This is a genomic window from Desulfogranum japonicum DSM 18378 (genome assembly GCF_000429945.1).
Classification (GTDB): domain Bacteria; phylum Desulfobacterota; class Desulfobulbia; order Desulfobulbales; family Desulfobulbaceae; genus Desulfogranum; species Desulfogranum japonicum.
In genome coordinates this window covers 22883-45009 of the sequence record NZ_AUCV01000027.1, presented here as the reverse complement: position 1 = coordinate 45009, position 22127 = coordinate 22883, and the positions used below count along the sequence as shown (strand labels likewise).

The following is a 22127-nucleotide window of genomic DNA, read 5'->3' as shown; positions in this document are numbered from 1 at the left end:
ATGGTGATCGCATTCTGGCTACTCATAGGGGGGTGTGTGTATGGATATGTGGGGTATCCCTGCCTGTTGTTTCTGCTCTCCAGGTTCTGGGGGCATTCGAGGCATTCCTGTGGATATGAGGATAACACATGGCCGCTGGTAAGTATTCTTGTAGCGGCGCATAACGAAGAAGATCGCATTCGCCAGAAAATTGAGTCACTCCTCTGTCAGAATTATCCTCTTGGTTTGTATGATATATGGCTGCTGGATGATGGCTCGACCGACCGTACCTTTGAGATTGCAGAAAGTTTCAAGGATGCACGGTTGCATGTTGTATCGTTGGTCCGTGGGGGAAAAGCGACAGCTCTTAATACAGGGGTCTCTTTTTCCAGGGGAGATATACTCATTTTCAGTGATGCTGATACCATCTGGCAGTCCTCCACGTTACAGTCTATTGTGCGACCCTTTTCCTCGGCTGAGACCGGTGCCGTTGCCGGTAATCTCGTTCCCTGGAAGCATACAGAATATCTTGGTTTTGGCGATAAAATATACAGACACTATGAATCTGCAATCAGGCGGTGGGAGACAACCTTGTACAGCGCTGTGTCTGCTGATGGTGGGCTTGTGGCCCTGCGTCGTGAACTTTGGCAGGAACTTCCACAGGATGTAACCGATGACTTTTATATCAGTACCAGTGCAGTGTGTCATTCAAAAGACATAGTATTTGAGGAAGATGCTGTTGCTTTTGACTGTGGTGTCGAAAAGGCGACAAGTCAGTTGAAGAAACGGGTGCGCATTACAGTACGTGGCATGACGAGCCTCTGGAAGAGGAGAGAGCTGTTTAACCCTGTTGAATATGGACTGTACGCGCTGTTTCTTATCAGTCATAAACTGATACGTCGATGTGTGCCCTGTTTTGCCCTGCTGCTGTTGCCTGTAAGTGTGGCTCTGTATGATGCCGGCATAATGTATCGCTTTTTTCTTGTGGCGCAATGTCTGTTTTATGCTCTGGCATGTACAGGCCTGGCGCTGCCTCTGAAGAGTATGCCTAAACCCATTAAAGTTATTGGCTATGTGTTGCTCAGCAGCTATGGGGTGCTAATAGGCATTCTTCAATTTCTGCTCGGAAAACGATACACGTACTGGTCGCCAGAGCAAAATAGATGAGTTGCCCTAGATCGCTGAAAATATTGCTCGGTTTATGGGCCGGACGTGGAGTTCTTAGGAGGCGCCTGCGCAACAGATGCATTATTTTTGCTGCTCACCGGGTTGTTGATCAGCGTTCCTATGATCAATGTTCTTTTCAGAAATCTATCCAGGTAACAAGTGGAGGATTTCGTCTTTTTCTGAAAAATCTCAAGAAAGATTTCAACGTTGTTCCGCTTTCCTCTCTGCTTCATACAAAGAAAAAAGAAGACCCAGATGATATGCCCCTCGCCGTCATCACCTTTGATGATGGCTGGCGGGATAATTATGAGCTTGGATTTCCAATTATCGGCCAGGAGCAGGTTCCGGCAACTATTTTTCTTACTACGGACTACATTGACAACGATTTTGGGTTCTGGTGGCAAAGTTTGGGTGAAGTGCTCTCCGACAAGACGCTTTCTTCTGTCTGTCGTAGGAAAATTTCCGAGTATATGAGCAAGATTCTTGCAAACGGGGGGAACGACATGGATGTTTTTGCAAATGTCGATGCATCCATAGAGCTTCTCAAAACCATGTATTCGTATAAAGCCTTGGCTATCACTGAAAAGATACTTGAATTGGCCCAGGGGGATACTGTCAGGTCACAGGCGCTGACCTGGGAACAGTGCAGGGCAATGGGCAGCAGAGGTGTTACTTTTGGTTCCCATACCCTTTCTCATCCAAGATTAACCTGTCTTGATGATCACACATTGGAAAAGGAGCTCACTCAATCAAGAAACATATTGCTGGAAAACCGTGTGCCGTACGTCAATGCCGTCTGTTATCCTTTCGGCGACTTCAACCGTCGGGTAATGAACAGAGCAGCAAGGTATTATCAACTTGGTCTAACGACGTTGTCAGGAGCTGTAGAGTGCGGTAGGTGGGAGGCGATGGCATTGCCGCGTATTAATATTTCAGAGGATGTGGCAGAAAATCAGTCGTTGCTTCGTTACAGGTTGTTGAAGGCAACTTTTAAGCGTTATATTCCATTATGAAATTCAATGCACCTGTCCGTGTAATTACCAGGCAGTTTGGTCAGACTTTGCTTATACGAATTCTGATGACACTTGTCCGTGTTGCGCGTAACGCGTTGCTGGCAAGGATTCTCGGGCCTGCCGACAGAGGTTTTTTCTCATTGATCTGCAGTTTGCCCGAGATCATCATGACCGCCGGCAACTGTGGCCTGGCCAATGCGTCTGCCTATAAAGTTGCCAATCAGGAACAGGAAAATCCCAAGCTTTTTGCCAATATTAATTTCGCACTCCTGCTTCTTGGCGGAATTCTGTTTTTCATCAGTCTGGCCTGGGTTCATCAGGACTGGCTGGTCAAAGATAATGTTGACAGGATTCTGGCGTATAAGTGGCATATCGCCTTTGCGACCACGCTTTTTCTTGCAAAAAATGTCAACCTGTCAATACTCAGTGCACTCAATCGGGTTCGAAGCGTCAATGTGTTTGCCTTGCTTGAATCTTCCGTGCCTCTGGTGCTTTTTGTGATGTTGTGGTGGGGCTTTCGCCTCGATGCTCTTCTTGCTGCTGTGTACTCATGGCTGGTTACAGTTGTGTTGATAACAGTGCTGACCACCGTCCGAATCGGTCATGGGTTCAGGGTTTCGTTCCAGCTTGATTTACAGAAGCAGCTGCTTGGCTACGGAGGCAGAGGCTACTTCGATACCCTGTTCATGAAGTTGTTGCTGAGAATTGATTATATCTTTGTCAGTGCCCTTATTAGTTCTGAAGCGCTGGGCTATTATGCCATGGCAACCGCTGCAGCCGAGTTGCTGATGATTGTGCCTAACTCGTTATCTGTTCCTTTGTTCTCTTTTCTTTGGAAAAGTGGAGGAAAAAGCAAGGACGCTTCTGTTGCCACAGTGTTACGCATACTGTTTGCGGGTATGATGCTGTTGGCAATACTATATGGGTTTTGCGGCAAGTATTTTATCCTGTTTGTATTTGGTAAAGAATTTGCTCCAGCCTACCATCCTTTTATCTGGCTGTTGCCTGGGATGGTGTTTTTTAGCTTTGTTAATCCGATTCGCTTTACCCTGCTGGGAAATAATCGGCCTGGTACGGTTTCTCTTGTTTCCGGCGGGTGTGTTCTCCTGAATATATTTTGTAATGTTGTCCTTATTCCCTATTGGGGAATAGTAGGGGTTGCAATGGCGTCTTCACTTTCCTACATCATTGGTACAGTTGTTTTGGCTGTACTGTATTTGCGTTCAACAGAATTGCATTATTATGATTTATTTTTTCTGAGAAAAGAAGACCTGCAGTTGATTGTAGCGGTTATTTTAAATAAAAATGAAAAAATGTAGTTGCATTTCGTCTGATACGCGGTATCAGTCCTATAAAGGAAAAACTATGAAGGTGTTTCGATATGCAGGAATTGTTCTTTGTGGAATTTTTATTCCCCTGACAGCCGCATACGCTGTTGTCTGGAAAGACATTCGTGATGGAGTGATATATCTCAACGTCCTGGATGAAGACGAATCAATTGTTGTGAGCTGGCAAGATGTGTGGATTTCAGAAGCTCAGGTTGATCATGTGTATCTCCAGAACCCTGACGGTACCCTTAACAAACGATTAGTGCTTAATGCCGGCAATACCCCTGGGCAGACGACAATAGATCTCCCTGCTCCCGGTATTTATAGATTAGAAGTAACCGGAGCCAACTTTAGAAATATCACCGTCTCTCTTCCTGATGGTGTACAGAGCATGTATGAACCAGTAAAAGTGCACAAGAGCACTCAGCTGCAAGCACAGGGGGAGTTGTTTTTTCAAGTACCCCAGGGGAAATCTTTTTCTTTTGCTGCGAAATCTTACGGTGCTGTCAGTGACTTTACTTTTTCATCGCTTCCGGCAGGTGATGAGCATATGCTTCACTGCTCTGAACACGTGCATTACAGCCAATTCGACAAGCAAAAGATAGCAGCATCGCCTGTTGACGAAACTTGGCGACTTGGTTGGCTGGGGCAGGGGAAAGCATCTTTCTGGCTGGATGACATACCTAACCTCTTTGCACAACGGGTTGCAGATTTTTTTCCTTTGCGATTGCAGGCATCAGAATCCAGTGCTCGGATTTTTGCAAATGTTATCGGTACAACACCTGCTGTTGGTGCAGCTTTTCCGTTTGTTGCGCCCCCCAGGTATGTGGTGGATGTCGTCAGTTCGTGGAACATGCAGGCCGGCAACCACTATATTTTTACTGATTACTACACTGATTCAACAAAACCTTTTGTGGATTACCAGGGCTTGTATCAGCAGACATTTGCTCTCTCCGCCAATAACGCAATTTTTGGGATAACAGGCAGGGAAACTGTTTTTCCTTCTGTGGAAAAGGCTCTGGAAGGAGCAATTACATATCTTTCACGTAATGAAGATCCCAATAGGGAGCAGACGTTTTACGCAATTGGAGATGAGCCGAATCTGAATTATCCTGGCTATGATGCCTATGTTGAAGATTTTGAATATATAGCTTCCAGGATAAAGTCTCACTCCAGTGTAAAAATTCGCAACACCCGCCTGGCTGTTCCGCAAAGTTCTCGTTTTCTTAACGGGCCAATGCGTGAAGGTTCTGTATACAGGAAAGGCATTGACTGGGCAGAAAGGTTGGTTCAGCAATATGGGGAATATGTTGATGCTATATCCTGGCATGAATGGATGGTTAGAGACCTTATCGATACTCCCCGCTATGCCGCAGCTGTGAGGCAAGCCAGCGAGTTGGTTCGTCGAAACAGGGAGCATTTTCGTGATGAGCCGGCTTTGATCATCGGGCAAACAAATATTTCCAGTGGCAGCTCCTTGAGCAGCTATGAAAATGATACGTTTTTTGCTGCACTATGGTGGACAAGTGTTGTAATTGAAAGCAGCCTGCCGGGAGAGTTGGATCAGCTTATATGGTTCAAGGTGGTCGATGATGCCGGCTACCCCAAGGGGCTGGCCGTTCTGGATGGAAACCAATGTATTGAGAAGCCAGTGGCCCGTGCCATGGCCTTTGTGAATGAGCATCTGGGAAGGTGGGTATTGGAACTTCAACATAATCACCCTGATCTCGACTTGCTCGCCACCTTGTCGCCACAAAAAGACAGGTTGCAGGTTCTTGGCGTAAACAAGGCGGACAGAGGGCATACACTGGTCATTGACTTGCCTTCTCTGTATAAGGATGCAACGTTGTTCATGGTCAATGAAAACGGTACGCATACCCGGGCCGTGGTTCCAGATGGATCATTGTATACTCTGCCACTGGAAGCAAAAACAATCTTTGCATTGAGTGTGAGCCGAGCCCCAATGTAGCTGAGGCGATAGCCTTGACTATTATGAGGGGTACTGGCCACGTGGTGATTTTTTCCCGGGGCTGGTAAACGCCATCCTTTCATGTCGTTATACACTTGTTCAAACAAGGTCATGAGCAATGCAGATCAGGATACAGACTGCATCTGCGTTGCAGGTCTATGATATTTTGAGAGTAACTCTCCTGAATAGTGACTCACGCTATTCCATGAAATGCCAAATAACCTGTGTCGTTTGATTATTTTTCCAACTTCCCTGAATCCCACGTGAAAATGGAAACGCAGTGAAGCTGCGTTGTTGATTTCAATGGAGACCAGCATTTCTGTTTTTCCCTGTTCAAGCCAGTAATTCCAGGTTGCTTTCAGTGTCAGTATAGCAATAGCAGTGTGGCGAAAAGCAGGGGCGATTTCACCTGCAAATATATATATTTGATGGGGTTGGAGCCTGAATGTATATTGCAGGTAATAGTTGTCATAAAAATCCTCACCAGCCGAGCACATGAGGGCTATCACCTGGTTGTCCTTCGGGTTTATGGCGCCAAAAGATACGCAACCTCTATCTATAAAATCCTGATATGGCTTCTTGTATTTTTCGAGATGGGGATCCAGCCGTTCCAGGTCTTTTTTATCAAGCTGTTTGATAATATATTTTTGAGAAGGTCTGTATTTTCTTTGTTTACTGGTCTGGTCGTAGATGAGGACTGGAAGTTGTATTTTTTTATATACAGCCTTGCGATATATTTTGGTGAGTAAATTTTTTTGCATGATGGCCTGAACAGATCATTTTAAGAGAAACGCTGACTGTCTATCAGGGACGTCAGGGTATCGGTTATCTGTATGGGCTTATGCAAAATACGCGCCCTGTGCGGGCCGTAAGAGTTGCTTGCCTGTTCGCTTTCTTCGGCAAAGCTCAAGGCTGAAAATATCAGGAATTGACTGTGCATGGAGGAATAAGACCCATGCAACATGTGCATGGGCCTTTATTCCCTGGAATCGATTATAACCAGTTTAATGCTTCGTGATCCCAGGTCTATACCTGCATGTCGTATATTTTTCTGTTTTATTTTATTGTAATTGTTCAATAAATGCCTGGATTCTGGTCTCAAGCTGCCCGGCATCTTCCATGGAATAGTCGGTTTCCAGGCGGAGGCATGGGATGCCTTGTTCTTCCAGGGCCTTTTCTACAGGAATGGACTCCATGAGATAGGGTTGGCAGAATTGCAGGCCGTAATGAATGACCCCGTCAGCTTTGTATGCTTTCTGCATTTCCAGGATATGGTCAATGCGTTCCCTGTTTGGGGTGAATATGGCGCAATCCACCTGGAAGTAGCGGTCAACAAGGGCCTCGATCATTTCGTCAACAGTTGTGTTGCTGTTGTCTACCAGGTTTCTCGTCCCTCTTTCGCCTACACAGGATTCTTCTCCCACTATCACTGCTCCGGATTTTTCTACTAGTGCAGGAAGTTTCCAATTGGGGACAGCCTGGGGGCAGCCGGAAATTAAAATTCGAGGCGCCTGTGCGGGGAACGCTCCATGCTGATCGGAAATTCGTTGCTGGAGTTCATCACACATTGTATTGACAGATTCTGTAAAGCGAGCCGGATTGTCGTAAAAAGAGACCTGATTGATGAGCAGGGCGTCCAGGCCTGAGATCGGAGAAGGATCTGCATGGCGAAGTGAAGATAACCGATGAAGGGCAGCCCGTTTGGCATTAACAGTATCAATGGCCTGTCGTAGGGATTCGGCTGTCACTGGTGTGCCTGTAAGCTGTTCCGCAGCCTCTTTGAAACGGATGAATTCGGCCTTGAGCAAATTGCGGCCCAGCTGGCTTTTCATTTGAGGTAGATCCATGACATACAGGTTGTTAACCAGATGTCCAAGGGTCTCGTAGGCTTTCTTTTTGCCGTCACAGGTGTTTTCGCCGACAATCATGTCAGCCGCTTCTAAAAAGGGGCAAACTTTGCCGAGTTTAAAACCAAAAGATGATTTGATGAGTGCGCAGGTATTCCTTGGCAGGAGTCTTTCAACTTCTTCCAGGGCAAAGTCAGCCCCGGAGCATAAACCTACAAGTGTGGCATTGGCGGCAAGTGCAATTTCTTCGGGGACAAAAACACAGTAGGACCCTATGATTTTTCTTCCCGAGGCCTTTTCTTCAAGTAGCTCCTTGATGCGTAGTCCGTGGACCTCGCTCATAACAAAATCGAAGTAGGCCATGCCTTCGGGTCTCTCTTTTTGAGAAACATAGATATCAGCATATGCTTGGCCCAGAATCTGGAGAAGGGCATCGTGCGCTTCAAGGTTAAGGCCTAGTTTTGTCCACATGTCTCTGTAGTCTTCTGCCATTTGTATATTCCTTTTGTAAAGATAGCCGATCTCAGCCTGCCCTTCTCATGATTTGATAAAATGAGTGGGTTCCTGACGGTAAAAACCTCACATTGATGGTGCATATACTATATAGGCACACTATAAGTCCAATAGAAATGTTTGATGATTAGTGGCTTTTGTATAGGTTAAAGCCTGCTGTTTGCAGGGAGTGTTCGCGCCATGCAATTGCTAAAAAACAGGCGTAATGTCAGGCATAGCGGTATTGACGGGAGCTCTGTGTGTTATAATGCAGATGGTGTCTGTATCTCACCAGAGGTGGTATGAACCGGTCAGATATACGTATCCTGCCAGAAGAATATTGGTGGTGGCGTGAGCAATAATGCAGGAAAGCAGGTTTTTGCGTTGTATCATCAGGTGGCACATGAGTAACCCATAAGCAACGGCTGCCGGCCATTCGGGAATAGCGTGGCCGATCGTAAAAACAGCGGTTGAAATGCATACTGCTGGCCAGGACCATGCTTCAGGCGCGACATCGTTAATGCTTCGTTCGTGGAGAGTCGTGTACAGTGGATCTGTAACTTTTTCTTTTCTGCATGTATCCCACTGCAGCGCAAGGCGGAAGGCATAACCCCGTACCATGAGTTCTTCGAACACCGGTACCAAAAATCCTGCTGCTGCTATTCGTATGATGATGCTGATGTTGCTCCAGGGGGGGGTATTTTCAGGGCTTACAAAAGGTGAAAGTAGCAGAATCCACAATGCACAGCCTACTGTGCCATATGCCAGGCCAAACAGTACTGATGTGGTTTTCTTTCCTGTTTCGTGGAGGGGGATATACCAATCCCAGGCCCAGTATAAGAATCCTGAGGCCAGAATTATCCGCAAGACATAATTCAGCTCAACGGGGAGTGCGTCATGCAGGAGAGAAGCTACGCAAACATATGAAAAATACGGGGCAACGTAGGGTAGCAGGAGCCTGCAATTTTCTATCATTGTTGGGTTTGATCCCCTGCTGTTGGGTTAGATGTGCTTTCCGAGGTGTTGATTGCCTTCTCTTTTGCAAGGCGTTTTCTGGTACGATAAAAATCAATTATTGCCCAGGGGATGAGGCAGCCGGCAGCAATGCGGTTGAACAGGATATGCTCCTGCATTTCTGGGGCTGCGGTAAACCAGCCGTCATACATGCACCAGAGTCCAAATGTGGCAAGTATTACAGGGAATACATAGGGCCCTATTTCAGGTGGTTTATTATCTTTTGGAGATGACATGCTAATCCTTATTGTTGTTAAGAAATATTTCTGAAACTATTGCTTTGCAAGAAACGTTCCTTTAGGGGTGTTGTTGTTAAAGTGTTGTGTCATCAGTGGGTTGCCATCTGTTTATGGTGCATGGGGCACTAATGCTCTGCAAAGAATATTTCAGAAAACTGAATAAATATATTCTTGATTGCGGAAATATGGCTGTTTGTTTTGTTTATTACCGACAGTGCTCTGTATCTGATCATAGGATGTAACGCCTTGGGAGCAAGGATGAGCTGCCACGGATTCAAGGGTTCAAACTACGAAATCATGTTGCTATGGTATCGTATCCTTTTCACAGTGACAAGTCTTCAGGCGCAAGCGCAACACTATTTTGGTAATCCGTTGTGCGGAACATGTAGAATGATATGAGCAACCTGAAGGTGGCTGCTGAGTAGATATACAAGATACTGTTCGCCAGTGTCCTGTCTGGTTGTCTTATCAAATCGTCAACGAGTGTCTGGCCGTAAATGTGGATTTTTGCTCACCTTTACTTTCAAGAAAAAGATTTGTAACTGATCACAGGGGTAACAATACTGGTATCAGTTACAAAAATTTGAGTATGACGCAAAAAGTGGTGAGGTAAGGGCGGAGCGAGACTCCAAAAGTACATTTGTCGACAGGCAGCAACTATACAGCAAAGGGCTTTGCTTGAGCGGACACGGGGAAATGATTGCAGGTATCGGGTTGTGCCGGTGTTTTTGGTGTGATGAAAAAATACCCCGTTAACTCACATGCTCGTTAACGGGGTTGGGGAGAGAGATTAGGCAGTTACTTTTGCTGGTCTCTTTTCGTGGTTGATATATTTCACGAATACTGGGAAGGCTACAAAAAATGCTACACAGATGAGGTATTCTATGCCTTTAATATGGGTATAAAAGTCAACAAGGGTGTGCATCGGTTTGATCATACCTGTAGCAACCATATACTGTCGCAGCAGTTCTCCGACCTGCCAATCCAAATGATGCAGTGCACCAAAGAATGCCGCAGATACCCAAAAGAGAACCAGTGATGCGATAACAAGTATGATGCCACTGGATGTTTTTCCCGATGTTACTTTAGCCATGGTGTATTCCTCCTTGCTACAATAGTGTATAATTGTCCCATGAATGGGTTGATGTTTATCCGAAAACTGCAGTGATATATCCTTTTATTATTGTACCAACACCTCCGCTCATAAGACCTCCAAATAGACAGGCAACTGCCCATATGCTGACTAAAGCAGCCATTGCCATGACAATTGTCAGGGAAAATTTTGAAGTCTCATGTCCAATATCTACCTTTGCATCTTGTTTTTTCAGAACTTGAATAGTCATGGTGTCCTCCTTGAATTGATGCATTTATTATCTTTGCAGTAATAATTGCATCAATGGTGCCAGCTTGTTGTCAAAAAAGGATAGCTGCTGCTTTGTCTGTAATGTGTTGTTTTTTCAAGGTAAATATGGTGAAACTCCAAATGTTGCGGACAAATGATTGCGCTACAGAAGTGATGTGTGCAACAGGTTGATCTGCAGTTGTGTGGGATTATTGCAAAGAGGTGTTGCACGATGCTGCGGTTATGTTGCACGCAGGTCTTGGTGTGTAGGCTTATTGGGATAAAGTGCGGATAATCGCAAGGTTATATTCCCGTTGGTGTCAGAAGGGGTGGGCAGTGAAAGTGTTCCCCCCTGCTCCTGTATCCATGCTTTACAGAGTGTGCGGTCTGGCCACAGTGTTGCATCGAGATTATTGCAGGCATGCCAGTCATCAGCACCATTGCTGAAACGCAGGATTGCCTCACCTTGATCAGATCTTTCCACAGTGAGGCGAATCCATCTGTTTTCAGGATCTGCATCATCCTGTACACATAATCGACCACCTTCGAGGAGTGTCATGCATATGAGCAGGCTGATACCATTTAAGGGGGGAAACTCGGATATGAGCAACGGATCTGCTTGAATATACAGTTGAACGCCCTGAGCGGCCATGGTTTTGGTTACAGTGAGTCTCAGGTTTTCAATGAAGTCTGTAAAGGCAACGGGCAGAAGCTTTCCCTTGTTGGTTCCAGTACACTTTCTCAGACAGCGAACCAATGTGGCTAACCTCTCTTCTTCTTTGCGAAGGGATTTGAGAATCGTATGCTGCATATCTGCGTCCATGTCTGGTTCCAGATCAATCAGTTGCTGGGTATAGTTGAGAATACCATTGGTGAGATTGGTCAGTGCGTGTTCCGCATGAAGAAAAATTGATCCCCGAGCTATGGCAAGATATTGGTTCTGATTGGGAATAAGCCGTGAAGAAGCAATTTCTGTATGCACTGAATGCTCCAGCAGCTGTTCTGTTTCATCTAACAGGGTCTGCATGGTGAGTGATGGCTTTTCCTTTTGTTCTGGAGGATTGACCTGAACTTGAGTGTGTACCCTGTATGCCAGGGACAGGAGTGGGTGAGCAATGCTTTGATTCAAACTGAAGAGCAGCATACAGCTCAGGCCTACGAATAGTCCCAGAAATCCAATTATGACCTTGTGTAATCCAGATATGATATTTTGTGTATATTCATTGAGTTGCAGGCGGAATTGCTGTAAGTCCGCTGCCATGCCGTTCAACTGGCTGATGACCCCGGCAATCTGTTGGGGGCTCCATTTTTTACTGTCCTGTATCTCATGAAGCCGCACAAGAAGTTGGGTCATTTTTTGTTCTGAAATGAGATACGCCTTGAAAGAATCAGGAACCAGAACGTTTTGTTGCAACATGCCGGCTTGTCGAGTCAGCTGCTGCGATTCTTTGGTTATTCTATCCAGGTCAAACTTCTTGCCTTCTATGAGTGCAGTTGAGAGGTATTGCTGAAGTGTATTGAATTGAAAGTTGAGGCTGTCGCTTTCCGAAACCATGGAAGAACAGCGTTGGTAGTGTAAGTACTGTCGAACTCCGAGGAATGAAGTTCCGATAAGGAGAAGAAGAATGGTCAGGTTGGCATAGGTAAAAATACTGTGAATGGGGCGGGTCAGAAACCATTTCTGCAACCATGAGCGTTGTATTGGATCCTGCACGATTTACTCCTGCAAAAAAAGAAAATGCCCGGCCGGTAGATATCCGGCCAGGCTGAGGATAAGGGTTTATTTTTCTCCTTTCCATTCATAGAGAATTGGAAGGCGGTACAGAATGAAGCGGTAGGTAATAAAGTACACCGCAAAAATGGTAACAGTGATCCATATTTCCTGCCAGCGCGGTATCTCCTGGTATAGATTCCAGTTAAAGCTGATGAGAGATGTATTGAGTCTGTTCATGACTACGCCTATCACTGTGATAACAGCTGCAGTTCTTACCACATTGGGCCAACCATACTTCACGCCAACTGTAAACAGAATCAGTGGCAGTAGCGCACCAAGACCAAGTTCGAGTGTGTAGTAAAATCCCCAGTCGGTCAGCAGGTATTCCCACTCGTTGTCATGGGCGATACCGACAATCTTGATAACCAGGTAAGTGATGAGAGCATAGGCACATCCTTTGCCCAGGGCAACGGTCAGTGGGTCTACAGCATTGAGAAACCGTTCATCACAGCGCCAGCGCATGAAATATTTACACAGCGTGGAAACCACGATAACCATGGAAAGACCTGCGAAGATTGCAGAGCAGAAAAAGTGAATCCACATAAAATTGGTAGAAAGCCAGAGTGGATGCACTTTGGTCGGTGCATAGCAAAACAGGGCTCCCAACGCACCCTGGTGTAGGGTAGAGAGAATAATACCGGCAATTGTCAGGCCGATGGTAATTGACTTGATGAAACGTTTTGCTTTTAACCAGCCCATCCATTCAAACAGTGAGGGCGCAACCTCGGCTATCTGCACAGAAAGGTACGTGGCCACATGCCAGGCCACCAGAAAAAGGACTGCTGCTGGTCCAAGGGACACAAACATGGGGTAGGGGAGACGCCATGGCATACCCAGGTCAACTTCCAGATAAATCACTGCAAAGAAGTAGCCAAGTAAGCCATTCAGCAGCGCAAGGCGTTCAATGGGTACAAAATCTTTGCGTCCAAAGATCTCAACGGTGGTACCAAGCAGGAATCCTGAAGCGGAAAGCGGGACCATGCCAAAAAGTCCGAAACCAAGAAACAGACCCCAGGGGTAATCATTGGAAGAATGGGTAACCGTATCCAGACCGCCGAGATAGCGGGTTGCGAGTAGAGGCAGGCCTACGAGAAAGATGATAAACAGAACCCAGTTGACCGGATTACGCATGGCCTGAGCCTTGTATTCCTCCTTGCTGAGGCCGAGGAAAAGTTTTTCTTTTATTTTCCAGCGCGTACCGTCGGTTTGAACGTGGTCATTAATTGGAATCTCCTGGGATTCCTGGGCAATTGTTTTCATTGTTACTTATCCCCCTTGGTTTCTTCCTTTGTTTTTATGGCATCTTTGCGTGTGGCCAGCAGGTGGATTCCTGCAAAAAGGGCAGGCCAGATGGTGAGCACCATGGGCACGATGGAGAGAAAATCCTTGACGAAATTCAGGATAGGTTCCTTAGGCACTTTGGTATCAAAACCAACTTCGTCAAAGTCAACCGGTGAGAGATACATCCATGATGTTCCCCCTGCTTCGTGTTCGCCGTAAATATGGCTGACATACTGTCCCTTGTTTTCGCGTATACGCTGTCTGCCGATATTGATGAGGTCTTCGCGCTTTCCAAACGTCAGTGCTTCCTGGGGGCAGGCTTCAACACATGCAGGAGGTTTACCGTATTGAAGTCTGGTATCGTAACAGAATATGCATTTCATGATACGGGGGTTGAAGGCGCTGGAATACCTGAAAGTCGGTATATAAAAGGGGCAGGCTATCATACAGGTCCGGCATCCAACACAAACTTTTGGGTTATAAATCACCGCACCTTCCGGCGTCTTTGTGTAGGCATTGACAAAACACGAGGTGAGACAGGCAGGTTCCTGGCAATGGTTACATTGAATTTTCCGAAAAAGAGGGTGGTCCATGCCCGGCACTTCGTACTTGTTAACCACTGTGTATCGGGTTTCATCGGTACGTCGTTTCTGGCCATGGTGTATTTCGTCAAAAACCGAATAGTCGTTGAATGGCTTTTCCGGTGCCGGCAACCCTTGCTCTTTGTTACAGGCTGCTTCACAGCTTCGGCAGCCAACACAGCGAGACAGGTCTACCAATACACCCATGGCATCCGGATATCCTTCAAAAGATTTTGCTTCACTTCGTTTCGCTGTTGTCAGCGACAGTGCGGCTGATCCCGCCAGTCCGCCTTTAAGAAATTTTCTACGGCTTACTGCTTTTTTCATAATCTATCACCACTGTAGAGAGTCTTTTTGATGTTCTTACTCATGTTCATGATGCCCGTCTGCAGGTGGAACAATGCTGGTCTGAAATACCTCTTTTCCTTTATCGGTCATGGCATGACAGTCCTGGCAACCGGTGGGCGCGCCATTTTCCTCATGGCAGCTGATACAATTGAGGTGATATGCTCCCTTGAGACCGGGTTTATCAATGTGATAGATGCGCCCTCCCTCGCGTGCAGCAAGGTCCTGGGGAGAAAATCGATCCGCAGCGTGACAATCGGCACAGGAGATCGAGTCGGCTTCTCCGCTGTTTTCGTGGCAACGCAGGCAATTATCATCATTCGGTTTCTGGCCGGTGGTGTGATGATGACAATCCTGGCATTCTGCTATGTCCAGGTGCATTGCGTGATCGAACTGCACGGGTTCGTAGAGTTCTGATAACGAATCGATTTCCACGCTTTCCGGGGCATCCCCGGCTTCCATTGCGCAGCTGTTAGTCGGTGCATAGGATGCAATGAACAGCACAAAAAGTGCAGCCCATGCTCCTTTGGTAAGTAGGTGCATTGTTAATCCTCCTGCTGAAAATCCATAAAAGAATATAAATAGAGCGTGACGGTTACTCACTCCTTACACCAGAGAGTTTTCGTTCCATCTCGCGCTCTCGAACATAATGTCGGTACACAATGTCGGCCTCTTCCGCGTCCAGGGTTTCGTTGAGAAGAAGAGCCTCTGCGAATTTATGGAGAAATTTATTGTGCTTTGTCAGTATGGCTGTTGTTTCTTCGTAACATTCTGTGATGATATGCTGTATTTCCCGGTCAATTGCCTGACTGGTCTGTTCGCTAAGTTCGGAGAGGGGCGCCTGCCTGTTTTCCTGGGGACCGTATGCTATGGGACCCATGGTTTCACTCATGCCCCATTCGCAGACTATTTTCTGGGCGATTTGTGTTGCCACCAAAATATCGTTGCTGGCTCCTGTGGTCAGACGATGGAACACCAGGGCCTCGGCGACACGTCCTCCCATGAGGGTTTTGATTCGGGCGAGGAGGTATTCCAGGGAATAGGTATTGCGATCATCCAGGGGAAGTTGCTGGGTCATCCCCATGGCCCTTCCCCGGGGAATGATCGTGATTTTGTGAATGGGGTCGGTGTCTGGGAGTATCATGCCGACTATGGCATGGCCAGCCTCATGGTAGGCCGTGACCCGCCGGTCCTGTTCACTGACGACAACGCTCTTGCGCTCCAGCCCCATGATGATTTTGTCTTTTGCTTCTTCAAAATCAGCCATTTCCACCAGATTTTTGTCATGGCGTGCTGCCATGAGGGCAGCTTCATTGACAAGATTTGCGATTTCAGCTCCACTGAAACCAGGGATAGAGCGGGCAAGGGAAGGCAAGTCTACATCCGGTGCCATGCGAATTTTTTGCGTATGTACTGCAAGAATTTTGATGCGCCCTTTAACGTCCGGTACCGGAATGGTTATCTGTCTGTCAAATCGGCCGGGTCTCAGCAGGGCTGGATCAAGAATTTCAGGTCTGTTGGTGGCTGCTACGACAATGATTGTCTCCCCTGATGAGAATCCGTCCATTGCAACAAGCAGGGCATTGAGGGTTTGTTCCCGTTCATCGCTGGCTCCACTGGAGGTACCGCCACTGCGTCTGCCCCCAATAGCATCTATTTCGTCGATGAATATGATACAGGGTGCACTGTGTTTGGCTTCATCGAAAAGCTCTCGCACCCTTGAAGCCCCCACACCGACAAACATTTCAACAAAATCCGAGCCGCCAAGGGAAAAAAAAGCAACATCAGCTTCACCGGCAATTGCCTTGGCAAGGAGGGTTTTTCCTGTTCCTGGTGACCCCTGCAGGAGAACCCCCCTGGGAATTCTGGCGCCTATTTCCCGATATTTTTCAGGATTTTTCAGAAACTGGACGATTTCCTGTAATTCAAGCTTTGCCTCTGCAATTCCCTCCACATCTTCAAACGTCACTGTGTCGGTGGTAACAGGTGAAAAACGTTTGCTCCTGGTGTTCTCGGCAAAGGGTAATTTTTTTCCAGATCTGTTGCTGAACAGGAGCCAGCCGCCAAAGACAAGCATGGCCAGCAATACGTATTTCATGAATGCCGCTGTTCCGGCTTCCTGATCAGGCTCAGCAGAGAGTGTAATGTTTTTGCTTATCAGTTGGGGAATGAGTGTTTGCAGATCAGGAACATAGGTTCGGTAAGTCCTTCCATATTCGTCCTTGGTGGTAGCCCATCCTCCTTTAAAATGAACACTGAGAATTCGTTTGTTTTCCAGTTCGTGCAATAAATCAGTATACTTTTGTTCTGGAGGCGTTATTTCGCGGAGATAGATATTGTAACCAATCAAGAGCAATACAGAAAATGTCAGGATAAACAGGCCAAATTGAATACTATTTTTCATTGTGCTCTTGCTGCTGATGCAGCATATGCTCCATGTATTAACCTAAGGGAGAAGAATGAATACGTATTCATTCGTTTCCTTTTGAATTGCACAGGCAATGCCACACATCAGTAACATTGACTGGGTGTTTGGGTATCTTTCTGAATTAAGGTGTTTTTTAGAGTGTTGTTATTGCCGGGTCTGTATGCCGGAAATAAGCGAATGTTTCATCGCGATCGGCTAACCAGTTGAAAAAGATGGAAAATATATACAATTGGTTCTTCGTGGAGGGATCTAGGAGAAGAGACGGAGGATTGCAGAATATTGCAACACACCTGTGGTTTTACCACAGGTGTGTTGCAACGATAGTGTGGCGTCTCAGTTGGAATGATGTAAACCGCCAGGAGCGCGGAAAGCAATACCTCACCAAAGGATTCACAGGATATCGGCTGATTCTCCCTGCTGTATCAATGGAGCAAACGACCGGTATGGAACCATTGAAGCAGCAAGGAGAAGGTGTTGAGATACCTACAAGATCGGATAACGTATTTTTCCCACTGACCTTACGTGATTGCTTCTTTCGGGCTAAAGGTCGAGGGAAGATAAATCCAGATTAAATTCCTTTATTTTCCGATATAAAGTCGTACGGTCAATGTTCAAGAGCCGCGCAGCCTTGGCTTTATTGCCTCCGGTTTTTTTCAAGGTTTCAATGATACGCACCTCCATGGGAACATGTTGTTCCACGGGAGGTTGCGTATTTGTGAGAGGAACAGAAGGGCTGGCTACAGGCTGTTCTTCTTTTTGCATGGAAATTTCTGTTTTGACAGGATTATAGTTGAGAATTTCCGGTGGGAGTTCATCCGTTGAAATAGTTGGTCCATTGCAAAGAACGCAGGCTCGCTCCATGGCATGCTGCAGTTCTCTGACATTACCTGGCCAGGGATATTGGCGAAGGGTTTTCTGCGCCTGTGCTGAAAGGCCATTGATGCTTTTGCCTATACTGTTGGCTGTACGTTCAATGAAATGAGATGCAAGCAGGTCGATATCGCCGTCACGTTCTCGCAAAGGCGGGAGCATGACATCTATTACCCTGAGTCGAAAGTACAGGTCTTCTCTAAATTCACCCTTACTGACTTTTTCCTTGAGGTCTACATTGGTGGCGCCAATCACACGTACATCCACCTTTATGGGGGTGTCCTGACCCACAGGATAAAAGGTGCTCTCCTGAAGAAATCGCAGGAGTCTGAGTTGCATCATAGGAGAGATATCTCCGATTTCATCGAGAAACAGCGTGCCTCCATCGGCCTGGAGAATTCTTCCCATCCGATCTCTGTCAGCCCCGGTAAACGAACCTTTACGATGCCCGAAGAGTTCGCTTTCCAGGAGGTTTTCCGGGATGGCTGTACAGTCAACCTTTATCAATTGCTTGTTTTTGCGTCTGCTTTCGTTATGCAGGGCTTCTGCTGCCAGTTCCTTGCCGGTCCCTGATTCCCCGGTAATCAATACTGTCAGATCCACCCTGCCGACATTTTCAATCATGGTATACACTGCCTGCATTGCATCGCTTTTTCCGATATAGCTATGGAATCTTGTGCGAGGAGATGAGGGGGTATCTGTGGGGTTGGTCATATCTCGAATGACCAGAACCAGTCCGTCGGAGGATGCTGCATCACCTTTTAATGGTGATGTGCAGATGCTCAGAATTTTTTTCTGCTGCCCGATGGTCTGACATTCCAGCCGATGTTCCGACACTTCCACACCGGTTTTCAATACTCTGAGAAGATCGTTTTTTAAGGGCTGAAAATCAGCCAGACCACAGAGGTGCAGTATAATGTGATGATCAACAGTATCTTTGTAAAGTTGGCTGAAAAGCAGGCGTGCTGCCGGATTCATGTCCATGGCCTGCAGATTGGAGTCAAGGGTTACAATTCCATCAGTGACACTTTTAAAGACCGTTTCAAGGAAAACGCGATAACGTTCTTTTTCTTCTTCAACTCGTATCCGCTCGTTCTGCAGCTCCCATTGCTGGAGAGCCAGTCTGGCTGTTTTGAGCAGCGTCTCCTTTTCAACAGGTTTTGGAATATAGTCAAAGGCTCCGAGACGAACAGCTTCTGATGCAGTATCGACATTCGGATACCCGGTTATCATGACAACCGGGCAGCTGACCCCCTGGTCACGAATGGAACGGAGAAAATCAATTCCCGATTGTCCGCCAAGTACTATATCGCTGATTATGAGATCAAAGCAATGGTGAGAGATGGCTTCCATTGCCTCGATAAAGGTCGATGCCGTGATAACCGGGGAATAGCCCTGTTTTTTCAGAAAAAACTGAAACGTATTCCTGAGGCTTTCTTCGTCATCTACTACTAGAATACTATGTTGGCTGGAGGTGCTGTCGTCATTCATGGATTACTCCTGTCCTGTTTGCTGCTTTGTGATCACGTCCATTATGTACTTCCCGAAAAACAACAACAGCGCCTGTGAATTTTTTCTGTTCTATAATGGGAGTGCTGATATATTCAACGGGAAATCCTTTCCCATCTCTGGTCCAGAATATTTCGTCTGCACCGACATGCACCTTACCGTCTAGATAGGCCTGACTTATGGGGCATGAATCAACCGGATAGCGGGAACCATCAGTATAACTGTGATGCACAAGATCATGATGGGATTTTCCTATTAGCTCTTCTGCGCTCCAGCCCAGCATGTTGGAGGCAGCCCTGTTCATAAACGTGACATTTCCGTCCGCGTCCAGACCAAAAATTCCGTCCCCGGCAGATTCAAGAATGAGCTCCATTTGCCTTTGTACCTTTTTCATCTCAGCTTCGGCCTGAATGCGTTCTGCAATTTCCCGGTTCAGTGATGCATTGGCGACAGAGATTTCAAACGTACGCCGCTCCACATGGTTTTCCAGGTCAGTTGTGGTTTCTTTAAGTGATCTGGTTAACGCCTCAAGATCCTTTTCAGCCCTTGCTGCTTCCTGTTCTGCCATGCGGAAAACAGATTGCATGAGAATTACTACCACCGCAAACAGGATTGCCAGCAAGGTTATTCCGAGAAGGGGATAGGAGAGAGAACTTGCTGCATGGTGACTGCCCTGGTGGTGGATCAGATAAAAAATCATGATAATGGTCAGGCCGAAAGCCAGGCCGGTTTGGGTAACAATTTTTGACTGCAGGGTCATGCCAATTCTCCTTCATGTCCTGAAACCGGGAGGTCAATCTGTACCGAGGTATATGCACCCAGTTCACTGTGTATTCGCAGGAATCCTCCATTTTCTTGAACAAGACTCTGACTGATACTCAGGCCCAGACCTGTTCCTTGGCCGTGGGGTTTGGTAGAGAAAAAAGGATCCATTACCCGGTCGATAATCTCATGTTTAATTCCTGTGCCGTTATCGGTGATGGTCAAGCGAACGTATTGCCGGTTATCTATCTGTTTTGGCTTGGCCTCCAGTATGACGTTTTTGGTTTCTGTTATATTGCCTGCAAACTTTTCATTTACCGCGTGCCTGGCATTACTGAATATGTTGAGCAGTACCTGCTGTAACTGGTGGGGATTACAGTGTATAAGCGGCAGGTCGGGATCAAAGTTCAGTGCCAGTTCAATACCATCCATGGAAAGCTGATGCTGTATCAGGTCTATGCAATTACTGACAAGTGGCTGGATGGTAATCGGCTCCGGTGCGTCTTCCACCTTTCGCGAGAAATCGAGAAGCTTGCGGGTGATTCCAGCTATTCGTTTTCCTTCCTTGATTATGCACCTGAGAAAATGCCTGTCGCCTTTATCTGGCTGGTTATCGATGAGAATCTGGGCATAATTGATGATCCCGTTAATGGGATTATTGATTTCGTGAGCCACACCAGCTGCAAGTTCGCCGACAGATGCCAGTTGCGCGGCGCGAAGTGCTTCTGCCTTCATGAGCTGTTCTTCGGTCAAATCCCTGGCCAGCAGAAGAGAGGCGCCGGATTGCCCAGCGTAGGATGCGAGTGGGGAGACTGTCATCATATAATTTCCCTGCAATCCTTTGAGTTCGGTCTCAAATGTTCTATTTCTGCTATCCTTGAGCAGTGTTTCCAGGGGACAGACCGCACCGGGGGAGCGTCCGCCGTGGAGAATGTCGCAGACACTCTGGTAAAGAATCTGTTCTCTTGGTTTTTTGGCGGCAACGCAGGTGGATGTATTAACGTCGAGGATGATGCCGTGTTCCGAAACTACAAGGGCCGGGTCCATCATGGAATTAAAGATGTTGTTCCACTTTGCCAGCGCGTTTTCTCTATCCCGTTCTGCGCTTACAGTGCTGGTAATGTCCTGCCCGAACAAAACCAGGCCGACCTGCCCTTTGCCCAGATTTGACTGGATTGAACCATGCCAGCTTATGATCCGTTTTTCGCCATGCTTGGTCAGAATCTCTGTCTGAAAGTTCATGTCGGAGCTGGCAGCTTTTAAGAGATCGGAAAACTGAACCTGGCTTTGCTTGCGTTTTTCAGGTGCTATGAGGACATCGACCCAATATTTTCCTTTCACCTCATCTTCGGTATAGCCTGTTATTTCCTGGGCCTTCTGATTGAACGACAGGATATTGCCGCAGGGCATTAAAGAAACAAGCAGGGCCTGTACAGTGTCGATGATTTCAGCATTGAAATCACGTTGTTGGTTGAGTCGTTTGGCTGTCTCGTCCAGATACATGGTCAGCGAGATGTCTGCCAGTATGTTGGAGACAAAATCTAACTCGGCACCTTGAAAAGCATGGGGATTGGTTGAATAAATGGTGAGAACCCCATACTCCCGTCCGTTGGAGACCAGGGGCCAGGCACCGATGGAAGCAGTGTTGTTCGCCTTGGCAAGCCGTTGCAGTGTGGGGCTTGGAAACTGTTCGAGATCGCGGGGACCAAAGAGTTGTGGAGATCCTGTGGTCATAACCCGTACAGCAGGCGGGCGATATTCTTTTTCCTCAAGAACCTGGGTGATTTCACGAAGGCAGGTGTCATCGTCGTCACTGTTACAGACTGCCACCAGGGGTACTAAGGTGTTTTCATCTTCCAGTGCCCGTTTGCCGATCCATAACAGGCAGAACTCCAGATCCTGAATTAAAATTTTGCAACATTGCTGCAGGATATAGAGCTCATCCTGGTTGAAACGGTAGTGTACCTTGAACTCGTTCATGCGCCTGAGCAGGTGGCAGCGATGTTCAAGCAAGGCAATACGATCTGTATGTTCTGATTCCGATGTGATCATAGCGGCCCTTGATAGTGAAATGCAGCACAAGTGTTGCAAGACACTGTTGCGTGCTACACTTTTTCCAACGTTTATGTGGTGCGTGACACAGAAATGTGGTCTTTGCCTGCTAGTGTAGCATCAAATGGGCCAATT

General features: G+C 46.9%; 19 protein-coding genes. 4 read left to right on the top strand and 15 right to left on the bottom strand.

Annotated elements, in window-relative coordinates; translation table 11 throughout:
- From G493_RS0112910 to G493_RS0112895, 4 genes are read left to right on the top strand one after another with little or no spacing between them, the layout of a single operon-like run.
- A complete protein-coding gene (locus G493_RS0112910) occupies positions 1 to 1146 on the top strand; it encodes a glycosyltransferase (protein ID WP_035274414.1) in 1146 nt (381 codons plus the stop codon).
- Positions 1143 to 2159 (top strand): polysaccharide deacetylase family protein, encoded by a 1017-nt coding sequence (locus tag G493_RS0112905; RefSeq protein ID WP_028580734.1) that lies wholly within the window; start codon positions 1143 to 1145, stop codon positions 2157 to 2159. Before G493_RS0112910 ends, G493_RS0112905 begins: the two co-directional genes overlap by 4 nt.
- A complete protein-coding gene (locus G493_RS0112900) occupies positions 2156 to 3478 on the top strand; it encodes an oligosaccharide flippase family protein (RefSeq protein WP_028580733.1) in 1323 nt (440 codons plus the stop codon). Before G493_RS0112905 ends, G493_RS0112900 begins: the two co-directional genes overlap by 4 nt.
- A 46-nt stretch (positions 3479 to 3524) precedes the next feature.
- Complete coding sequence (locus tag G493_RS0112895) at positions 3525 to 5456, top strand: hypothetical protein (RefSeq protein ID WP_028580732.1); 1932 nt, start codon at positions 3525 to 3527, stop codon at positions 5454 to 5456.
- A 125-nt stretch (positions 5457 to 5581) separates the two neighbouring features.
- Here G493_RS0112895 and G493_RS0112890 read toward each other — a convergent pair whose 3' ends face one another.
- The 15 genes from G493_RS0112890 to G493_RS32185 form a co-directional block, all read right to left on the bottom strand.
- Complete coding sequence (locus tag G493_RS0112890; RefSeq protein ID WP_028580731.1) at positions 5582 to 6217, bottom strand: GNAT family N-acetyltransferase; 636 nt, start codon at positions 6215 to 6217, stop codon at positions 5582 to 5584.
- A 20-nt stretch (positions 6218 to 6237) separates the two neighbouring features.
- Positions 6238 to 6426, bottom strand: coding sequence for a hypothetical protein (locus G493_RS33405; RefSeq protein ID WP_153306508.1), 189 nt, complete (start codon positions 6424 to 6426; stop codon positions 6238 to 6240).
- Between the two features lie 91 nt (positions 6427 to 6517).
- Complete coding sequence (locus tag G493_RS0112885; protein ID WP_028580730.1) at positions 6518 to 7795, bottom strand: double-cubane-cluster-containing anaerobic reductase; 1278 nt, start codon at positions 7793 to 7795, stop codon at positions 6518 to 6520.
- 288 nt (positions 7796 to 8083) lie between these two features.
- Positions 8084 to 8770, bottom strand: coding sequence for a CPBP family glutamic-type intramembrane protease (locus G493_RS0112880; RefSeq protein ID WP_028580729.1), 687 nt, complete (start codon positions 8768 to 8770; stop codon positions 8084 to 8086).
- On the bottom strand, positions 8767 to 9045 hold the full coding sequence (locus G493_RS0112875) for a hypothetical protein (RefSeq protein WP_028580728.1): 279 nt from the start codon (positions 9043 to 9045) through the stop codon (positions 8767 to 8769). Before G493_RS0112875 ends, G493_RS0112880 begins: the two co-directional genes overlap by 4 nt.
- 793 nt (positions 9046 to 9838) lie before the next feature.
- A complete protein-coding gene (locus tag G493_RS0112870) occupies positions 9839 to 10141 on the bottom strand; it encodes a hypothetical protein (protein ID WP_028580727.1) in 303 nt (100 codons plus the stop codon).
- Between the two features lie 55 nt (positions 10142 to 10196).
- Positions 10197 to 10391: a hypothetical protein gene (locus G493_RS0112865; RefSeq protein WP_028580726.1), complete on the bottom strand. Its 195-nt coding sequence runs from the start codon at positions 10389 to 10391 to the stop codon at positions 10197 to 10199.
- Between the two features lie 240 nt (positions 10392 to 10631).
- Positions 10632 to 12104, bottom strand: a complete 1473-nt coding sequence (locus G493_RS0112860; protein WP_028580725.1) for a hypothetical protein — start codon at positions 12102 to 12104, stop codon at positions 10632 to 10634.
- A 66-nt stretch (positions 12105 to 12170) separates the two neighbouring features.
- Complete coding sequence (locus G493_RS0112855) at positions 12171 to 13424, bottom strand: polysulfide reductase NrfD family protein (protein ID WP_028580724.1); 1254 nt, start codon at positions 13422 to 13424, stop codon at positions 12171 to 12173.
- 2 nt (positions 13425 to 13426) lie between these two features.
- The gene (locus tag G493_RS0112850; RefSeq protein ID WP_028580723.1) at positions 13427 to 14353 is read right to left on the bottom strand and encodes a 4Fe-4S dicluster domain-containing protein; all 927 of its coding nucleotides are present in this window, start codon (positions 14351 to 14353) and stop codon (positions 13427 to 13429) included.
- Between the two features lie 36 nt (positions 14354 to 14389).
- Entirely contained in the window at positions 14390 to 14914 is a 525-nt protein-coding gene (locus G493_RS29130) for a cytochrome c3 family protein (RefSeq protein ID WP_051309281.1), read from the bottom strand.
- A gap of 52 nt (positions 14915 to 14966) precedes the next feature.
- Positions 14967 to 16775 carry an ATP-dependent zinc metalloprotease FtsH gene (ftsH, locus tag G493_RS29125; protein ID WP_035274408.1) on the bottom strand — a complete coding sequence of 603 codons (1809 nt, stop codon included), beginning with the start codon at positions 16773 to 16775 and terminating at the stop codon, positions 14967 to 14969.
- A 564-nt stretch (positions 16776 to 17339) separates the two neighbouring features.
- On the bottom strand, positions 17340 to 19160 hold the full coding sequence (locus G493_RS0112835) for a sigma-54 dependent transcriptional regulator (protein ID WP_028580722.1): 1821 nt from the start codon (positions 19158 to 19160) through the stop codon (positions 17340 to 17342).
- A complete protein-coding gene (locus G493_RS0112830; protein ID WP_028580721.1) occupies positions 19153 to 19938 on the bottom strand; it encodes a PAS domain-containing protein in 786 nt (261 codons plus the stop codon). Before G493_RS0112830 ends, G493_RS0112835 begins: the two co-directional genes overlap by 8 nt.
- Positions 19935 to 21992, bottom strand: a complete 2058-nt coding sequence (locus G493_RS32185) for a PAS domain S-box protein (protein WP_051309280.1) — start codon at positions 21990 to 21992, stop codon at positions 19935 to 19937. The genes G493_RS0112830 and G493_RS32185 overlap by 4 nt, the downstream gene beginning before the upstream one ends.
- Positions 21993 to 22127 lie beyond the last annotated feature (135 nt).

Excerpts from the sequence above, each read along its gene's own strand:
- G493_RS0112910 (WP_035274414.1), top strand. The coding sequence starts at position 1 with ATGGTGATCGCATTCTGGCTACTCATAGGGGGGTGTGTGTATGGATAT.
- G493_RS0112905 (WP_028580734.1), top strand. The coding sequence starts at position 1,143 with ATGAGTTGCCCTAGATCGCTGAAAATATTGCTCGGTTTATGGGCCGGA.
- G493_RS0112900 (WP_028580733.1), top strand. The coding sequence starts at position 2,156 with ATGAAATTCAATGCACCTGTCCGTGTAATTACCAGGCAGTTTGGTCAG.
- G493_RS0112895 (WP_028580732.1), top strand. The coding sequence starts at position 3,525 with ATGAAGGTGTTTCGATATGCAGGAATTGTTCTTTGTGGAATTTTTATT.
- G493_RS0112890 (WP_028580731.1), bottom strand. The coding sequence starts at position 6,217 with ATGCAAAAAAATTTACTCACCAAAATATATCGCAAGGCTGTATATAAA.
- G493_RS33405 (WP_153306508.1), bottom strand. The coding sequence starts at position 6,426 with ATGCACATGTTGCATGGGTCTTATTCCTCCATGCACAGTCAATTCCTG.
- G493_RS0112885 (WP_028580730.1), bottom strand. The coding sequence starts at position 7,795 with ATGGCAGAAGACTACAGAGACATGTGGACAAAACTAGGCCTTAACCTT.
- G493_RS0112880 (WP_028580729.1), bottom strand. The coding sequence starts at position 8,770 with ATGATAGAAAATTGCAGGCTCCTGCTACCCTACGTTGCCCCGTATTTT.
- G493_RS0112875 (WP_028580728.1), bottom strand. The coding sequence starts at position 9,045 with ATGTCATCTCCAAAAGATAATAAACCACCTGAAATAGGGCCCTATGTA.
- G493_RS0112870 (WP_028580727.1), bottom strand. The coding sequence starts at position 10,141 with ATGGCTAAAGTAACATCGGGAAAAACATCCAGTGGCATCATACTTGTT.
- G493_RS0112865 (WP_028580726.1), bottom strand. The coding sequence starts at position 10,391 with ATGACTATTCAAGTTCTGAAAAAACAAGATGCAAAGGTAGATATTGGA.
- G493_RS0112855 (WP_028580724.1), bottom strand. The coding sequence starts at position 13,424 with ATGAAAACAATTGCCCAGGAATCCCAGGAGATTCCAATTAATGACCAC.
- G493_RS0112850 (WP_028580723.1), bottom strand. The coding sequence starts at position 14,353 with ATGAAAAAAGCAGTAAGCCGTAGAAAATTTCTTAAAGGCGGACTGGCG.
- G493_RS29130 (WP_051309281.1), bottom strand. The coding sequence starts at position 14,914 with ATGCACCTACTTACCAAAGGAGCATGGGCTGCACTTTTTGTGCTGTTC.
- ftsH (WP_035274408.1), bottom strand. The coding sequence starts at position 16,775 with ATGAAAAATAGTATTCAATTTGGCCTGTTTATCCTGACATTTTCTGTA.
- G493_RS0112835 (WP_028580722.1), bottom strand. The coding sequence starts at position 19,160 with ATGAATGACGACAGCACCTCCAGCCAACATAGTATTCTAGTAGTAGAT.
- G493_RS0112830 (WP_028580721.1), bottom strand. The coding sequence starts at position 19,938 with ATGACCCTGCAGTCAAAAATTGTTACCCAAACCGGCCTGGCTTTCGGC.
- G493_RS32185 (WP_051309280.1), bottom strand. The coding sequence starts at position 21,992 with ATGATCACATCGGAATCAGAACATACAGATCGTATTGCCTTGCTTGAA.